The sequence below is a fragment of the Erythrobacter sp. CCH5-A1 genome (assembly GCF_001557115.1).
Lineage (GTDB): Bacteria > Pseudomonadota > Alphaproteobacteria > Sphingomonadales > Sphingomonadaceae > Erythrobacter.
The window spans coordinates 52,240-66,106 of record NZ_LSKQ01000174.1 but is presented as its reverse complement, the minus strand read 5'-3'; the positions used below and the strand labels follow the sequence as shown (position 1 = coordinate 66,106).

The following is a 13,867-nucleotide window of genomic DNA, read 5'->3' as shown; positions in this document are numbered from 1 at the left end:
GCGCCACTTACGCTTTATTGCGCAAATGGGGGATGGAGTTTTCACACGCGCCTCAGAGCGCCTGGCACCGGTGCCGCACGAGCGGCTGGTGGCCGAATTCCGCGAACCGCCGCCAGAATTCGCGGGATGCTTCACGAGCATCTACCACCTGACGCTCGATCTGTCGGAGGGCGAGCCGCAGGTCACAGACTACCTCCAGCCTGAATGGGCCAACATCCGCTTCTTCTGCGGCGCCACGCCCGAAGCCGCGATCGCCGACAGGCACATCAGCGGCGCCGGTTTTGTCGGCACCGGGCCAAGTTCGCTGCCGTGCCGCTTCTCGCTCGGGCGGGTGCGGATGTGGGGCGTGGGCTTCCTCCCGCTCGGCTGGGCACGCTTCTTCGACGAGGCTGCCAGCGCGGTCACCAACGTCGTCTGTGACGGCGCCGCTCACCCGGCCTTTGCCCATTTCGCCCCGCTTGCCGACGTGCTGTGCGACCCCGAAGCCGATCTCGAGACGCAGTATGCCGCGCTCGTCGACGGGCTGTCGCGCGCGATGCGCCCGAGCCGTGACGAGCCGCGCATCGCCCGCGTCCATGCCGCGCTGGTGAACGGGGATCATGCGTCGGTCCATGAACTCGCCAGCGCCTGCGCGATGAGCATCCGCACGCTGGAGCGGGTCTGCTCGCGCTATTTCGGCTTCTCGCCCAAGCTGCTGATGCGCCGCCAGCGTTTCATGCGCAGCCTGACGACCTTCATGCTCCAGCGCGGCGGGCGGCCGTGGACCGAGGCGATGGACGCGCATTACCACGACCAGGCGCAATTCACCCGCGAGTTCCGCGACTTCATGACCATGAACCCGAGCGAATATGGCGCGCTCGATCACCCGATCCTGACCTCGTTCATGGAGGCGCGGGCGAAGGTCTGGGGGAGCGCGGCGCAGACGCTCGATCCGCCAGCGCCCCCGCCTCCCCCGCGGCGGTGACGGAGCGCAGGGGTCCGGCTACCGCTCCTCTCCAGATCATGCTATCGGCCCCGGCCTGACCCGCAAGAAGGTCAGACAGCGGTCGCATTCAGCACGCGTCGTGGGGCACGACGACCGGGGGAATGGGGACAGATGCACGCGCTTTCGGGAGATTCGGTCCAGCTGCGCTTCGCCTTGCCGGCAGAGCCGCTGCGCCGGTTCGTGACAACCTACTACCGGACCGACGTGGTCTGCTCGGTGCGGCGACCATGGCTCGAGGACTGGCTGCATCCCGAATGGGCCAATCTCCGCTTCCTGGGGGCGGTGAGCGCGCAATCGGTGATCGGACCGGGGCCGCTGGCGCCGTGTCCGGCCTTCACCGTCACCGGGCCGACCAGCCGCGCGGTGCGCTTCCGGCTCAGCTCGGGGCACAGCTGGGGGATCGGTCTGCTGCCGCTCGGCTGGGCGCGGCTCGTGGCAGCCGGGGCCTGCGACTATGCCGACCGCTTCGTCGATGGCGCGGCCGATCCGGTCTTCGCCACCTTCGCCCCGCTCGCCGAGGCGATCGCGCAGAGCAGCGGCGACCATGCCGAGGAGCTTGCGCTGATCGAGGCACACATGGCCCGGCTGCTCGATGGCCCCGCGCTGCCGGGCGAGGCGGCCATCCTCGAAGTCCACGCCGCGCTGGTCGATCCCGACACACTCACCGTCGCCGACATTGCCGCGCGGGTGGGGATGCAGGTGCGCAGTCTCGAACGCCTCTCGCGCCGCGCCTTCGGCTTCCCGCCCAAGCTGCTGCTGCGCCGCCAGCGGTTCCTGCGCAGCGTCGCGCAATTCATGATGGACCCTTCGCGCAAGTGGCTCGGGACGCTCGATTGCACCTATCACGACCAGTCGCATTTCGTGCGCGATTTCCGGCGCTTCATGGGGATGAGCCCGTCCGAATACGCGCGCCTGCCCAAGCCGCTTCTGGCCGCCGCCGCACAGGCGCGCATGGCCGCGGCCGGGCAGGCGGTGCAGGGGCTGCACGCGCCGACACCCTGAGCGCTCCCCGGGCGTCCAAGGTCCTTTGCAATCCGGCGCAATTGCCGCTAGCGGGCAGCGGCGAAAATTCCGCTGTCAGAGCACCTGCAAATCCATGACCGACATCTCTTCCCAGACCGAGGCCGCGCTGGCCGCGATTGCCGCGGCGACCAGCCTCGATGCGCTCGAGGCCGAGCGGCTCGAAACCCTCGGCAAGAAGGGCTGGGTGAGCCTTGCCCTCAAGACCCTCGGCGGCATGAGCCCCGAGGAGCGCACCGCCGCTGCCCCCGCGATCCAGTCCGCGCGTGCGAGCATCGCCGAGGCATTGGATGCCAAGAAGGCCGCGCTGGAAGCTGCCGCGCTGGAAGAGCAGCTGGCGCGCGAGACGGTCGACCTGACGCTCCCTGCCGTGGCCGCGCCCAAGGGTTCGGTCCACCCGGTCTCGCAGGTCATGGACGAACTGGCCGAAATCTTCGCCGACCTCGGTTTCGCTGTCGCCACCGGCCCCGAGATCGAGGACGATTGGCACAACTTCACCGCGCTCAACATGGACGAGACCCACCCCGCGCGGGCGATGCATGACACGTTCTACTTCCCCGACCGCACCCCGGAAGGCCGCGAGATCCTGCTCCGCACCCACACCTCGCCGGTGCAGATCCGCGCGATGCTGGATCAGGGCGCGCCGATCCGCATCATCGCCCCGGGCCGGGTCTACCGTTCGGACAGCGATGCGACCCACACGCCGATGTTCCACCAGGTCGAAGGTCTGGTGATCGACAAGGGCATCCACCTCGGCCACCTCAAGTGGACGCTGGAGACCTTCTTCAAGGCCTTCTTCGAGCGTGAGGATATCACCCTCCGCCTGCGCCCGAGCTACTTCCCCTTCACCGAGCCGAGCGTCGAGGTTGACGTGGGCTACTCCACCGAAGGCGGCCGCCGCGTCGTCGGCGGGCACGGCGACGCGCCGGGCCATGCGTGGATGGAGCTGGGCGGCAGCGGGATGGTCAATGCGCGGGTGCTGGAATTCGCCGGACTTGATCCCACGGAGTGGCAGGGCTTCGCCTTCGGCCTCGGGATCGACCGGATCGCAATGCTCAAATACGGGATGAACGACCTGCGCGCCTTCTTCGACGGCGATCCGCGCTGGCTGGCGCATTACGGCTTCTCGCCCTTCGACCAGCCCACCCTCTCCGCCGGCGTGGGAGCACGCGCATGAAGTTCTCGCTGACCTGGCTCAAGGATTACCTTGAAACGACCGCCACCGTGGCGGAGATCTGCGACGCGCTCAACGCGATCGGGCTCGAGGTGGAAGGCGTGGAGGACCCGGCCGAGAAGCTCGCGGGCTTCCGCATTGCCCACGTCCTGACCGCCGCGCGGCACCCCGATGCCGACAAGCTTCAGGTGCTCACCGTGGACACCGGAGACGGCCAGCCGCTGCAGGTGGTGTGCGGCGCGCCCAATGCGCGCGCCGGGATGAAGGGCGTGCTGGGGCTCCCCGGAGCGACCGTGCCCGCCAACGGCATGGTGCTGCGCAAGAGCGCGATCCGCGGGGTCGAGAGCAACGGCATGATGTGCTCGAACCGCGAGCTCGAGCTGGGCGAGGATCACGACGGGATCATCGAACTGCCCGACGACGCACCGGTCGGCACCGATTTCGCGGCCTATCACGGCAGCGATCCGGTGTTCGAAGTCGCCGTAACCCCCAACCGCCCCGATTGCATGGGCGTCTACGGCATCGCCCGCGACCTCGCCGCTAAGGGGTTGGGCACCTTGAAGCCCATCGCCATGCCCGCCTTCACGGAAAGCGGCACGTGCCCGGTCGAAATCCGCACCGACGACGCGCAAGGCTGTCCGGCCTTCTACGGGCGGGTGGTGACGGGGGTGAAGAACGGCCCCTCGCCTGACTGGCTTCAGGCGCGGCTGAAGAGCGCAGGGCAACGCCCGATCTCGCTGCTGGTCGACCTCACCAACTACCTGATGCACGGCTTCGGGCGTCCGGCCCACGTCTATGACCTCGCCAAGCTCTCGGGCGCGGTGGTGGCGCGGCGCGCCAAGGATGGCGAGCAAGTGCTGGCGCTCAACGAGAAGACCTACACGCTCGATGCCGAGATGATGGTGATCGCCGACGACAAGGGCGTCCACGACATCGCCGGGATCATGGGCGGCGAGCATTCGGGGGTGCAGGACGACACCACCGACGTGCTGCTCGAAATCGCCTACTTCGATCCGGCGCGCATCGGCGCCACGGGACGCAAGCTGGGTCTGTCGAGCGACGCCCGCACGCGCTTCGAGCGCGGGGTGGACCCGGAGTTTCTCGACCGGGGCCTCGACCTGCTGACCGGGCTGATCGTGGAGTTTGCGGGCGGCACACCGAGCGAGGCGGTGCGCGCCGGTTCGCCCCCGTCGCAGGCGAAGGTTGTCGCCTTCGACCCGGGCCTCACCACCCGCCTCGGCGGGGTCGATGTGCCCGAGGCCGAACAGAAGCGCATCCTCGAAAGCCTCGGCTTCAGCGTCAGCGGCGATTGGCAGGTCACCTGCCCGCTGCGCCGCCACGACATCGAAGGGCCGGCCGACATCGTCGAGGAAGTTGTCCGCATCCACGGCCTCGACAAGGTGGCGAGCGTCGCTCTCCCCCGGGTGGAAGGCGTCGCCCGCCCCACCGCCACGCCGCAGCAGAAGCTCGAGCGGGGCCTGCGCCGCGCAGCGGCCGCAAGCGGCCTCATCGAGGCGGTGACCTGGAGCTTTCTCCCCACTTGGGCCGCCGAACACTTCGCCAGCGATCAGCCGCTCTGGACGCTGGCAAATCCGATCAGCGAGGACATGAAGGCCATGCGCCCCTCGCTGCTCCCCGGCCTGCTGATGGCCGCCAAGCGCAATGCCGATCGCGGCGCGGCGTCCTCGCGCCTGTTCGAGATCGGGCGGCGCTACTTCCGCGGCCAGGACGGCCTCAGCGACGAGAGGCCGACCCTCGGCATTGTGCTCGCGGGCGAGAAGACGGCGCGCGGCTGGCAGAGCGGCAAGGCGAAGCCCTTCGACGCCTATGACGCCAAGGCGCTGGCGCTCCAGCTGCTTGAAGCGACGGGCGCTCCGGTCGCCAATCTGGTGGTGATGGGTGAGGCCGGGGCGCAGTTCCACCCCGGCCAGTCGGCGACCCTCAGGCTCGGCCCCAAGGTGGTGCTGGCGCGCTTCGGGATGGTGCATCCCTCGACGCTCAAGGCCTTCGATGCCGACGGGCCGATTGCCGCGGTCGAGCTGTTCCTTGAGGCGATCCCCGCCAAGAAGGGCGCGGCTTTCGCGCGTCCGGGCTTCACCCCACCCGCATTGCAGGCCGTGACCCGCGATTTCGCCTTCCTCGTTCCGGAAACGCTGGCAGCGGGCGACCTCGTGCGCGCGGTGCGGGGCGCCGACAAGGCGAGCATCACCGGCGTGCGCGTCTTCGACGTCTTCGCCGGACAGGGCGTGCCCGAGGGCAAGAAGTCCATCGCGGTCGAAGTCACGCTCCAGCCGGGCGAGGCGAGCTTCAAGGACGCCGACCTCAAGGCCATCGCCGAGAAAGTGGTGGCCGCCGCGGGCAAGCTGGGCGGGGAGCTGCGCGGATGAAAACGGCTTTCGTCACCGGCGCCACCGCCGGCATCGGCCTCGCCACCGTGCGCCGCCTCGTCGCCGACGGCTGGCGCTGCGTCGCGACCGGGCGGCGGCAGGAGCGCTTGGACGCGCTCGTCGCGGAACTGGGGGCGGACAAGGTCCATGCCGTGTGCTTCGACGTGCGCGACACCGCCGCGATGGACGCCGCGCTCGCCAGCCTGCCCGAGGGTTTTCGCGAGATCGACCTGCTCGTGAACAACGCGGGCCTCGCCCAGGGCCTCAGCCCGGCGCAGAATGCCAATCTCGACGATTGGCAGACGATGATCGACACCAACGTCACCGCGATGGTGGTGCTGACCCGCAAGCTCCTGCCGCAGCTGATCGAGCGGAAGGGCGCGATCATCGCCATCGGCTCGGTCGCGGGGAACTACGTCTACCCGGGCGGCAACGTCTACGCGGGCTCCAAGGCCTTCGTGAACCACTTCACCCTCGCCCTGCGCGCGGATCTCCACGGCACCGGCGTGCGCGTCACCAGCATCGAGCCGGGGATGGTCGAGACCGAGTTCACCCTTGTGCGCACCGGCAGCCAGGAAGCCAGCGACAAGCTCTACGCGGGCGTCAATCCGATGACCGGCGAGGACATCGCTGACACCATCGGCTGGATCGCCAGCCTACCGCCGCACCTCAACATCAACCGGATCGAGCTGATGCCGGTCAACCAGGACTTCGCGGGCTTCCGCGTCGCGCGCGAGGGCTGAGCTGAAAAGGGTCGCCGCCTTCTGCATCGCGCTCGTGGCGCTGGCGGCGCTCGGCCTTGCCTTGCTCGGCGTTGCACCCAAGCTCGTCTCGAGCTGCAACGAAGCCCTGACCGCTCCGCTCGCGGCGGTCGTCGGCGCGGCCGTCACCTTCGGCGTCCTCGCGGCGATTGCCATCCGCCTGGAGCGCTCGGCGGCCTACCTGATCGTGCTGGCTGTTCCGGCTCTCGTGATCGCGCAGGACTGGTACATGCAGCAGACCCTGCCTTCCGCCCTCATCCTCGCCTGCCCTTCCCCCCTGATCCGCTGAGACCCATGACCTCCAATCGCCGCACTTTCGCGATCATCTCGCACCCTGACGCAGGGAAGACCACGCTCACCGAGAAGCTGCTGCTGCAGGGCGGCGCGATCCACCTGGCTGGCGAGGTCAAGGCGCGCGGGGCGGCGCGGCGGGCGCGGTCGGACTGGATGAAGATCGAGCAGCAGCGCGGGATTTCGGTCACGTCCTCGGTGATGACCTTCCAGAAGGACGGCATCGTCTTCAATCTGCTCGACACCCCGGGCCACGAGGATTTCTCGGAGGACACCTACCGCACGCTGACCGCGGTGGACTCGGCGGTGATGGTGATCGACGCCGCCAAGGGTATCGAGCCGCAAACCCGCAAGCTGTTCGAGGTCTGCCGCCTGCGCTCCGTGCCCATCCTCACCTTCGTCAACAAGGTCGACCGCGAGGGCCGCGATCCCTTCGAGACGCTGGACGAGGTGGCCGACATGCTGGCGCTCGATGTCTCGCCGCAGATGTGGCCGATCGGCATGGGCGGCGAGTTCGAGGGGCTGCTCGATTTCGCGACCGAGACCGTCAGCCGCCCCGAGGGCCCGAGCCGCGAGTTCCTCGGCACCCGCGACACCGCGGCCATCCCCGAACGTTTCGCCGACGAGATCGAGCTGGCGCGCGGGGGCTATCCCGAATTCGACCTCGAGGCCTTCCGCCACGGCGACCTCACCCCGGTCTATTTCGGTTCCGCGCTCAAGAACTTCGGGGTCACCGAGCTGATCGACGCCATTGCCCGCTTCGCCCCGCCACCGCGTCCCCAGCCTGCGGGCGAGGAGCAGATCCCGCCGACGCGCGACGAAGTCACCGGCTTCATCTTCAAGGTCCAGGCCAACATGGACCCCAACCACCGCGACCGCATCGCCTTCATGCGGCAGGTCTCGGGCACCTTCAAACGCGGCATGAAGCTGACGCCGTCGGGGCTGGGCAAGCCCATCGCGGTCCACTCCCCGATCCTGTTCTTCGCGCAGGACCGCGAGCTGGCCGACACCGCCGAGGCGGGCGACATCATCGGCATCCCCAACCACGGCACCTTGCGCGTGGGCGACACCCTGTCCGAGCGCAACCAGGTGCGCTTCACGGGCCTCCCCAACTTCGCCCCCGAAATCCTGCGCCGGGTTCAGCTGAAAGACCCGACCAAGACCAAGCAGCTGAGGAAGGCGCTCGATGACCTCTCCGAGGAGGGCGTGATCCAGGTCTTCTACCCCGAGATCGGCTCGGCCCACATCGTTGGCGTGGTCGGCCAGCTTCAGCTCGAAGTGCTGATCAGCCGGCTGGAGGCCGAATACAAGGTCGAAGCCGTGCTCGAACCCTCGCCCTTCGCCACCGCGCGCTGGATCAAGGGCGAGGCCAAGGCGCTGGACGATTTCGCCAGCTTCAACCGCGCCAACCTCGCCAAGGACCGTGACGGGGACATGGTGTTCATGGCCAAGAGCCCGTGGGATGTGACCTACCAGGTCGAGAAGAACCCGGAGCTGACCTTCTCGGCCACCAAGGAACGCTAGGCTTGCGAGGGCGCGGGCTTCGCGGCATGGCGGGGTCCATGGATACGACCGGCCCGACCTCGCAGAGCTTCATCTCGCAGCGCCTCAAGCTCAACTACCTCGACTGGGGCGGCAGGGGGAAGCCGCCGCTGGTGCTGGTGCACGGGGGCCGCGACCACGCGCGCAGCTGGGACTGGACCGCCGAGGCGCTGCGCGAGGACTACCATGTCATCGCCATGGACCACCGCGGGCATGGCGATTCCGACTGGGTCTCGGACGGGGTCTATTCGGCGGGCGACATGGTCTACGACCTTGCCCAGCTGGTTCACCAATTGGGCGTCGGCCCGGTGCGGATGGTGGCCCATTCGATGGGCGGGAATGTCGCGCTGCGCTATGCCGGGGCCTTCCCGGACATGGTGACCAAGCTCGTCGCGATCGAGGGCCTCGGCCCCTCGCCCGAATGGCGCGAGAAGCAGCGCAGCCAGCCCTATCCCGAACGCCTCGCCGAGTGGATCGAGAAGAAGCGCAAGGCCGCGGGCCGCACGCCGCGCAAGTACGAGAGCATCGAGGCCGCCTTCGCCCGCATGATCGAGGAGAACGCCTACCTCACCGAGGAACAGGCGCGCCACCTCACCGTCCACGGGGTCAACCGCAACGAGGACGGCACCTATAGCTGGAAGTTCGACCCGCACCTCAACGTCTGGCCGGTCGAGGATATCGGCGACGAGTTCATCGAACAGCTGTGGGGCGCGATCCGCTGTCCGACGCTGCTGCTCTACGGGGAGGATTCGTGGGCCTCGAACCCGGAGAAGGACGGGCGGATCGCCCACTTCAAGACCGCGAGCGTGATCGAGTTCGAAAAGGCCGGCCACTGGCTCCACCACGACCAGTTCGACCGCTTTATCAAGACTTTGCGGGATTTTCTGTAAGCCGGACGGGCGAGAGGCGAAGTTTACAAAGTTGACACTGTAAACTTCGCAATCCTACAGGAATATCTGTTTTATTTCATAGATTTGCGCGCCAAAACCGAAGTTGACACTGTGCACGGCGTTCACCGGCCCGCGTGGGGCTTCAGACTTCCGTGCGCGGCAACGACGATGCGAAAGAGCCGCCGGCAATCTACCCCCGCACCATGGCTGTAGGAAAGCCTGCTGATACGGGCTAGAACCCGAGCAAGGAGGGTCTGCTCATGGCCGATTTCACCGAGGCGCTTACCGAAAAGCACATGGCCATGATCGCCGCCCAGCCGGTGTTCTTCGTGGCGACGGCGGCGGCCGAGGGGCGGATCAACCTCAGCCCCAAGGGCTATGACGCCTTCCGGGTGCTCTCGCCGACGCGGGTCGCCTATCTCGACCTTGGCGGTTCGGGGAACGAGACCCACGCGCATCTCGCCGCTGATGGCCGGATCACGGTGATGTTCTGCAACTTCCAGCAGCCCGCTCTGATCCTGCGTCTCTACGGGCGCGGGCGGGCGGTGCTGCCGCAGGACGCTGACTGGGCCGATCTTGCGGCGCACTTCACCCTGATGCCCGGCACCCGCCAGATCTTCGACATCGCGGTGGAGAGCGTGCAGTCCTCCTGCGGGTGGGGCGTGCCCTTCATGACGCTGGAAGGCGAGCGCGAGACGCTCAAGAAAGCGCACCGCCAGTCCGACCCGGCGAAGTGGGAAGCGAAGATGGCGACCCGCACCCGCAGCATCGACGGCCTGCCGACCCGCGCGACGGCTCGCTACATTGCAGGCGAATGACACACGACTGACCGCAAAAATTGCCCAATCGTTAATCACCTGCCCGTAAATTAGGCAGGTATTTTCCCGCAGTTGCGAAAAATCGCGCTGATTCCGTTGCGTCAGTTCCGTTACACAATCTTGGCACGCTTGTTGCTGTGAGTCCGTCGGCCGGAAAAAATCCGGTGCAACAGGGGCCACAGATGAAGTTCATCATCGCCATCATCAAACCGTTCAAGCTCGACACCGTGCGCGAGGCTTTGAGCGGCATCGGCATCGCCGGGATGACCGTGACCGAAGTCAAGGGCTTCGGACGCCAGAAGGGTCAGACCGAAATCTACCGCGGCGCCGAATATTCCACCAACATGCTTCCCAAGGTGAAGCTCGAGATCGCTGCCAGCGACGAGATCGCGGCGCAAGTGGTCGAAACCATCCAGCAGACCGCCAACACGGGCGCGATCGGCGACGGCAAGATCTTCGTTCTGGATCTCGCCTCCGCCACCCGCATCCGCACCGGCGAGTCCGGCGAAACCGCGCTGTAAGGGGAATCAAAGCAATGAAGCGCATTCTCTCCAATCTGGCGATCGCCGCGACCGGGGCGGCGCTGCTCGCCGCGCCGGCCATGGCCGCGCCCGCGGCGGCGCCGACGCCGTTCGTGCCTACCGCCGAGATGGTCAACAAGGGCGATGTCGCCTGGATGATGGTCTCGACCGCGCTGGTCCTGATGATGAGCGTTCCCGCACTCGCGCTGTTCTACGGCGGCCTGGTGCGCGCCAAAAACATGCTTTCGGTGCTGATGCAGGTGCTCACCATCGTCTGCGTCGCCGCGCTGGTGTGGTTCGGATGGGGCTATTCCATGGCCTTCACCTCGACCGGCACGCCCTTCCCGTCGCTGTTCGGCGGGCTCGACAAGGCCTTCCTCAAGGGGGTCAGCGTCACCAGTCTCGCGGCGACCTTCTCGAACGGGGTGTACCTGCCCGAGCTGGTCTTCGTGATGTTCCAAATGACCTTCGCCTGCATCACCCCGGCGCTGATCGTCGGCGCCTTTGCCGAGCGCGTGAAGTTCACCCCGCTGATCATCTTCGTGGTCGCTTGGATGACGCTCGCCTATTTCCCGATCGCGCACATGGTGTGGTACTGGGCCGGCCCTGACTTCCTCCACGCCGCGCCGACCGACACCGGCCTGCTGTGGGGCTGGGGCGCGCTCGACTTCGCCGGCGGCACCGTGGTGCACATCAATGCGGGCATTGCCGGTCTCATCGGCTGCCTCGTGATCGGCCCGCGCATCGGCTACAAGAAGGAACCCATGCCGCCGCACAGCCTGGTGATGACCATGATCGGCGCCAGCCTGCTGTGGATCGGCTGGTTCGGGTTCAACGCCGGCTCGGCGCTCGAATCCAACGCCTTCGCCGCGCTCGCCTTCATCAACACCTTCGTTGCCACGGCGGCGGCGGGTGCGACCTGGGCGATCATCGAACAGATCACCCACAAGAAGGCCTCGCTGCTCGGCGCGGTCTCGGGTGTGGTGGCCGGCCTCGTTGCGATCACCCCGGCGGCGGGCTTCGCCCACCCCGGCACCGCGATCATCCTCGGCGCCGTTGCCTCGGTCATCTGCTACTTCTTCGTCACCACGGTGAAGAACAAGCTCAACTACGACGACAGCCTCGATGTCTTCGGCATCCACGCGGTTGGCGGGATCGTCGGCGCGATCGGGACCGGCATCGTCGCCGACCCGGCGCTCGGCGGGCAGGGCTGGATCGACTACACCGCGCCGGTGGCCGTCGCTGGCGAGTTCGACCTCGCGGGCCAGGTGATGACCCAGATCTACGCCGTCGGCGTGACCGTCGCGTGGACCGGGGTCGTGTCGGCGGTGCTGTTCGCCGCACTCAAGTACACCATCGGGCTGCGCCCCGACGCCGAAGCCGAAACCAACGGCCTCGACATCTCCGAACACGGCGAGCGGGCTTACAACTAAGCCCCTCACCACCAAGCTTGGCGGGGGGAGGCCTCTCTCTCCCTCTCCCCTCCCCCCGCCTCACCTTGTTCCTCCTGCGAACGAACAAACTGAATAAGGCCGGAGTAGCGAAAGCTCTCCGGCCATTTTTTATTTTATCGGTTGGAGGGATGCTCTTCCTCGATCAGCAGGAAAGCGTCCTGAATTTCGGACCACGCGAGGTCTTCGTCGTGCACTTCGAGCAAGGACAAGGCGGATGACACCGCATCGACACTGGTCTGCCGCATGACCCGCACCAGCACGGCTTGTCCGTCCTCATCGAGAGTATCGAACAGGCGCAGCAGAGCTTGCCAGTACGGATCAGTTGCCTTGTTCCGGTCCACATTGCGCAGCAAGCCTTCGTAGGTGGCGACCAACTCGTCGACAGCCCCTGCGTGGAGAATGGCGGCGAGTTGTTCGCTGTTCACCGCTCGGCTGCCATCACGAAGTCCGCACACCGCTCGCCGATCATGATGCTCGGCGCGTTGGTGTTGCCGCTGACGAGCTTGGGCATCACGCTCGCATCCGCCACCCACAGGCCCTCGAGACCGTTGAGCCTCAGCGTCGGATCGACCACGGCGTCCGCGTCAGAGCCCATGCGGCACGTGCCGACGGGGTGATAGACCGTGTCCGCCCGCGCGCGGATCAGCGTGTCGAGCGCGGCGTCATCGTTGAGGTCGATCGGGTGCCGGTCGCGCGGGCCGAAGGCCTGCAACGGCGGGGCTTCGGCGATGCGGTGCGACAGGCGCACGCCCGCGCGCAAGCAGGCCATATCGCGCTCGTCGTCGAGGAAGTTGGGATCGATCACCGGCGCGGCGGCGGCATCGGCGCTGCCGAGGCGCACCGTCCCGCGGCTCTCGGGCCTGAGCACGCAGGCGTGGAGCGAGAAGCCGTGCGCCTTCACCTTCTCGCGCCCGTGATCCTCGAGCACGGCGGGGACGAAGTGCCACTGCACGTCCGGCGCAGGGCTGTCAGGCATGACGGTCCAGAACCCGCCCGCTTCGGCATAGCAGGTGGTCATCACGCCGGTCCGCTTGCGGCGGTGTTCGAGAATCGCCGCGGCCATCTTGAGCGTACCCTTGAGGGTCTGACCCATTGGCACGTCGCTCTCCGTCTCCCAGCCCGAGACATAGTCGATGTGGTCCTGAAGATTGCCGCCCACCGCGGGCCGATCGACCACCACGTCGATGCCGTGATCCTTGAGGTGCGCGGCCGGGCCGATGCCGGAGAGCATCAGAATCTGGGGGGAATTGAACGCCCCCGCGCTCAGCACCACGCCGGCCTTCGCGAGCAGCGTCTCGCGCTTGCCGCCGCGCCGGATCTGCACCCCGGTGACGCGCCCGGCCTCGATCACCAGCTTCTCGACCAGCGTGTCGGTGCGCACCGCGAAATTGCCTGCCCCGCGGATCGGCTCGACATAGGCGCGCGCCGCAGACCAGCGTTCGCCCTTGTGCTGGGTGACCTGGTATAGGCCGAAGCCCTCCTGCCGTTCGCCGTTGAAATCGCGGTTCGTGCGCAGCTGGAGCGCGGCGGCCGCCTCGACAAAGGCGTGGCTGGCGGGATTGGCGTATTTCTGGTCCTCGACGAACAGCGGGCCACCGGCGCCGTGGAAGTCGTCGCCCCCGCGCTCGTTGGCTTCGGCGCGCTTGAAGTAGGGGAGCACGTCGTCATAGCCCCAGCCGGTCGCGCCCATCGCGGCCCAGTTGTCATAGTCCCAGCGGTTGCCGCGGATATAGACCATCGCGTTGATCGCCGAGGAGCCGCCGAGGCCCCGCCCACGCGGCTGGTAGCCGGTGCGCCCGTTCAGGCCCTTCTGCGGCACCGTTTCGTAGCGGTAGTTCGCGTTCTTGAGCAGGAAAGGCATGAAGCCCGGGGTCTTGACGAGGATGTTGTCGTTGCGCCCGCCCGCTTCCAGCAGGCACACCCGCCGCGTGCCGTCGACGGCAAGGCGCCCCGCGACAGCGCTGCCCGCGCTGCCACCGCCGATGACGATGTAGTCGAAACTTTCCATGATCTCTCCCTTTGAC

13 protein-coding genes are annotated in these 13,867 nt (G+C 67.4%); 11 read left to right on the top strand and 2 right to left on the bottom strand.

Annotated features, from left to right (window positions below; all coding sequences use genetic code 11):
- Window positions 1-25 precede the first annotated feature (25 nt).
- From AX708_RS10005 to AX708_RS09955, 11 genes are all read left to right on the top strand, one after another.
- Entirely contained in the window at window positions 26-964 is a 939-nt protein-coding gene (locus AX708_RS10005) for an AraC family transcriptional regulator (protein WP_197426227.1), read from the top strand.
- A gap of 132 nt (window positions 965-1,096) precedes the next feature.
- Window positions 1,097-1,987: an AraC family transcriptional regulator gene (locus AX708_RS10000; RefSeq protein ID WP_066531802.1), complete on the top strand. Its 891-nt coding sequence runs from the start codon at window positions 1,097-1,099 to the stop codon at window positions 1,985-1,987.
- 94 nt (window positions 1,988-2,081) lie between these two features.
- Window positions 2,082-3,182, top strand: a complete 1,101-nt coding sequence (gene pheS / locus AX708_RS09995; protein WP_066531800.1) for a phenylalanine--tRNA ligase subunit alpha — start codon at window positions 2,082-2,084, stop codon at window positions 3,180-3,182.
- Window positions 3,179-5,566: a phenylalanine--tRNA ligase subunit beta gene (gene pheT / locus AX708_RS09990; RefSeq protein ID WP_066531798.1), complete on the top strand. Its 2,388-nt coding sequence runs from the start codon at window positions 3,179-3,181 to the stop codon at window positions 5,564-5,566. Before pheS ends, pheT begins: the two co-directional genes overlap by 4 nt.
- Window positions 5,563-6,309, top strand: coding sequence for an SDR family NAD(P)-dependent oxidoreductase (locus AX708_RS09985; protein ID WP_066531796.1), 747 nt, complete (start codon window positions 5,563-5,565; stop codon window positions 6,307-6,309). Before pheT ends, AX708_RS09985 begins: the two co-directional genes overlap by 4 nt.
- 34 nt (window positions 6,310-6,343) lie before the next feature.
- Window positions 6,344-6,616 carry a hypothetical protein gene (locus AX708_RS09980; RefSeq protein ID WP_066531794.1) on the top strand — a complete coding sequence of 91 codons (273 nt, stop codon included), beginning with the start codon at window positions 6,344-6,346 and terminating at the stop codon, window positions 6,614-6,616.
- A gap of 5 nt (window positions 6,617-6,621) precedes the next feature.
- Entirely contained in the window at window positions 6,622-8,142 is a 1,521-nt protein-coding gene (locus AX708_RS09975) for a peptide chain release factor 3 (protein WP_066531792.1), read from the top strand.
- Window positions 8,143-8,180: 38 nt separating this feature from the next.
- Complete coding sequence (locus AX708_RS09970; protein ID WP_066531791.1) at window positions 8,181-9,050, top strand: alpha/beta fold hydrolase; 870 nt, start codon at window positions 8,181-8,183, stop codon at window positions 9,048-9,050.
- Between the two features lie 260 nt (window positions 9,051-9,310).
- A complete protein-coding gene (locus AX708_RS09965) occupies window positions 9,311-9,868 on the top strand; it encodes a pyridoxamine 5'-phosphate oxidase family protein (protein WP_066531790.1) in 558 nt (185 codons plus the stop codon).
- 182 nt (window positions 9,869-10,050) lie between these two features.
- Window positions 10,051-10,389, top strand: coding sequence for a P-II family nitrogen regulator (locus AX708_RS09960; RefSeq protein ID WP_066531788.1), 339 nt, complete (start codon window positions 10,051-10,053; stop codon window positions 10,387-10,389).
- A gap of 14 nt (window positions 10,390-10,403) precedes the next feature.
- Entirely contained in the window at window positions 10,404-11,822 is a 1,419-nt protein-coding gene (locus AX708_RS09955) for an ammonium transporter (RefSeq protein ID WP_066531787.1), read from the top strand.
- A gap of 134 nt (window positions 11,823-11,956) precedes the next feature.
- Here the strand turns inward: AX708_RS09955 and AX708_RS09950 are convergent, their stop codons facing one another.
- Together AX708_RS09950 and AX708_RS09945 are read right to left on the bottom strand one after the other, a co-directional pair.
- Entirely contained in the window at window positions 11,957-12,268 is a 312-nt protein-coding gene (locus tag AX708_RS09950; protein ID WP_066531785.1) for a hypothetical protein, read from the bottom strand.
- Window positions 12,265-13,851, bottom strand: coding sequence for a GMC family oxidoreductase (locus AX708_RS09945; RefSeq protein WP_066531783.1), 1,587 nt, complete (start codon window positions 13,849-13,851; stop codon window positions 12,265-12,267). The genes AX708_RS09950 and AX708_RS09945 overlap by 4 nt, the downstream gene beginning before the upstream one ends.
- Window positions 13,852-13,867 lie beyond the last annotated feature (16 nt).

Bases quoted from the DNA above. Each gene is read 5' to 3' on its own strand.
- AX708_RS10005 (WP_197426227.1), top strand. From the start codon at position 26: ATGGGGGATGGAGTTTTCACACGCGCCTCAGAGCGCCTGGCACCGGTG.
- AX708_RS10000 (WP_066531802.1), top strand. From the start codon at position 1,097: ATGCACGCGCTTTCGGGAGATTCGGTCCAGCTGCGCTTCGCCTTGCCG.
- pheS (WP_066531800.1), top strand. From the start codon at position 2,082: ATGACCGACATCTCTTCCCAGACCGAGGCCGCGCTGGCCGCGATTGCC.
- pheT (WP_066531798.1), top strand. From the start codon at position 3,179: ATGAAGTTCTCGCTGACCTGGCTCAAGGATTACCTTGAAACGACCGCC.
- AX708_RS09985 (WP_066531796.1), top strand. From the start codon at position 5,563: ATGAAAACGGCTTTCGTCACCGGCGCCACCGCCGGCATCGGCCTCGCC.
- AX708_RS09975 (WP_066531792.1), top strand. From the start codon at position 6,622: ATGACCTCCAATCGCCGCACTTTCGCGATCATCTCGCACCCTGACGCA.
- AX708_RS09970 (WP_066531791.1), top strand. From the start codon at position 8,181: ATGGATACGACCGGCCCGACCTCGCAGAGCTTCATCTCGCAGCGCCTC.
- AX708_RS09965 (WP_066531790.1), top strand. From the start codon at position 9,311: ATGGCCGATTTCACCGAGGCGCTTACCGAAAAGCACATGGCCATGATC.
- AX708_RS09960 (WP_066531788.1), top strand. From the start codon at position 10,051: ATGAAGTTCATCATCGCCATCATCAAACCGTTCAAGCTCGACACCGTG.
- AX708_RS09955 (WP_066531787.1), top strand. From the start codon at position 10,404: ATGAAGCGCATTCTCTCCAATCTGGCGATCGCCGCGACCGGGGCGGCG.
- AX708_RS09945 (WP_066531783.1), bottom strand. From the start codon at position 13,851: ATGGAAAGTTTCGACTACATCGTCATCGGCGGTGGCAGCGCGGGCAGC.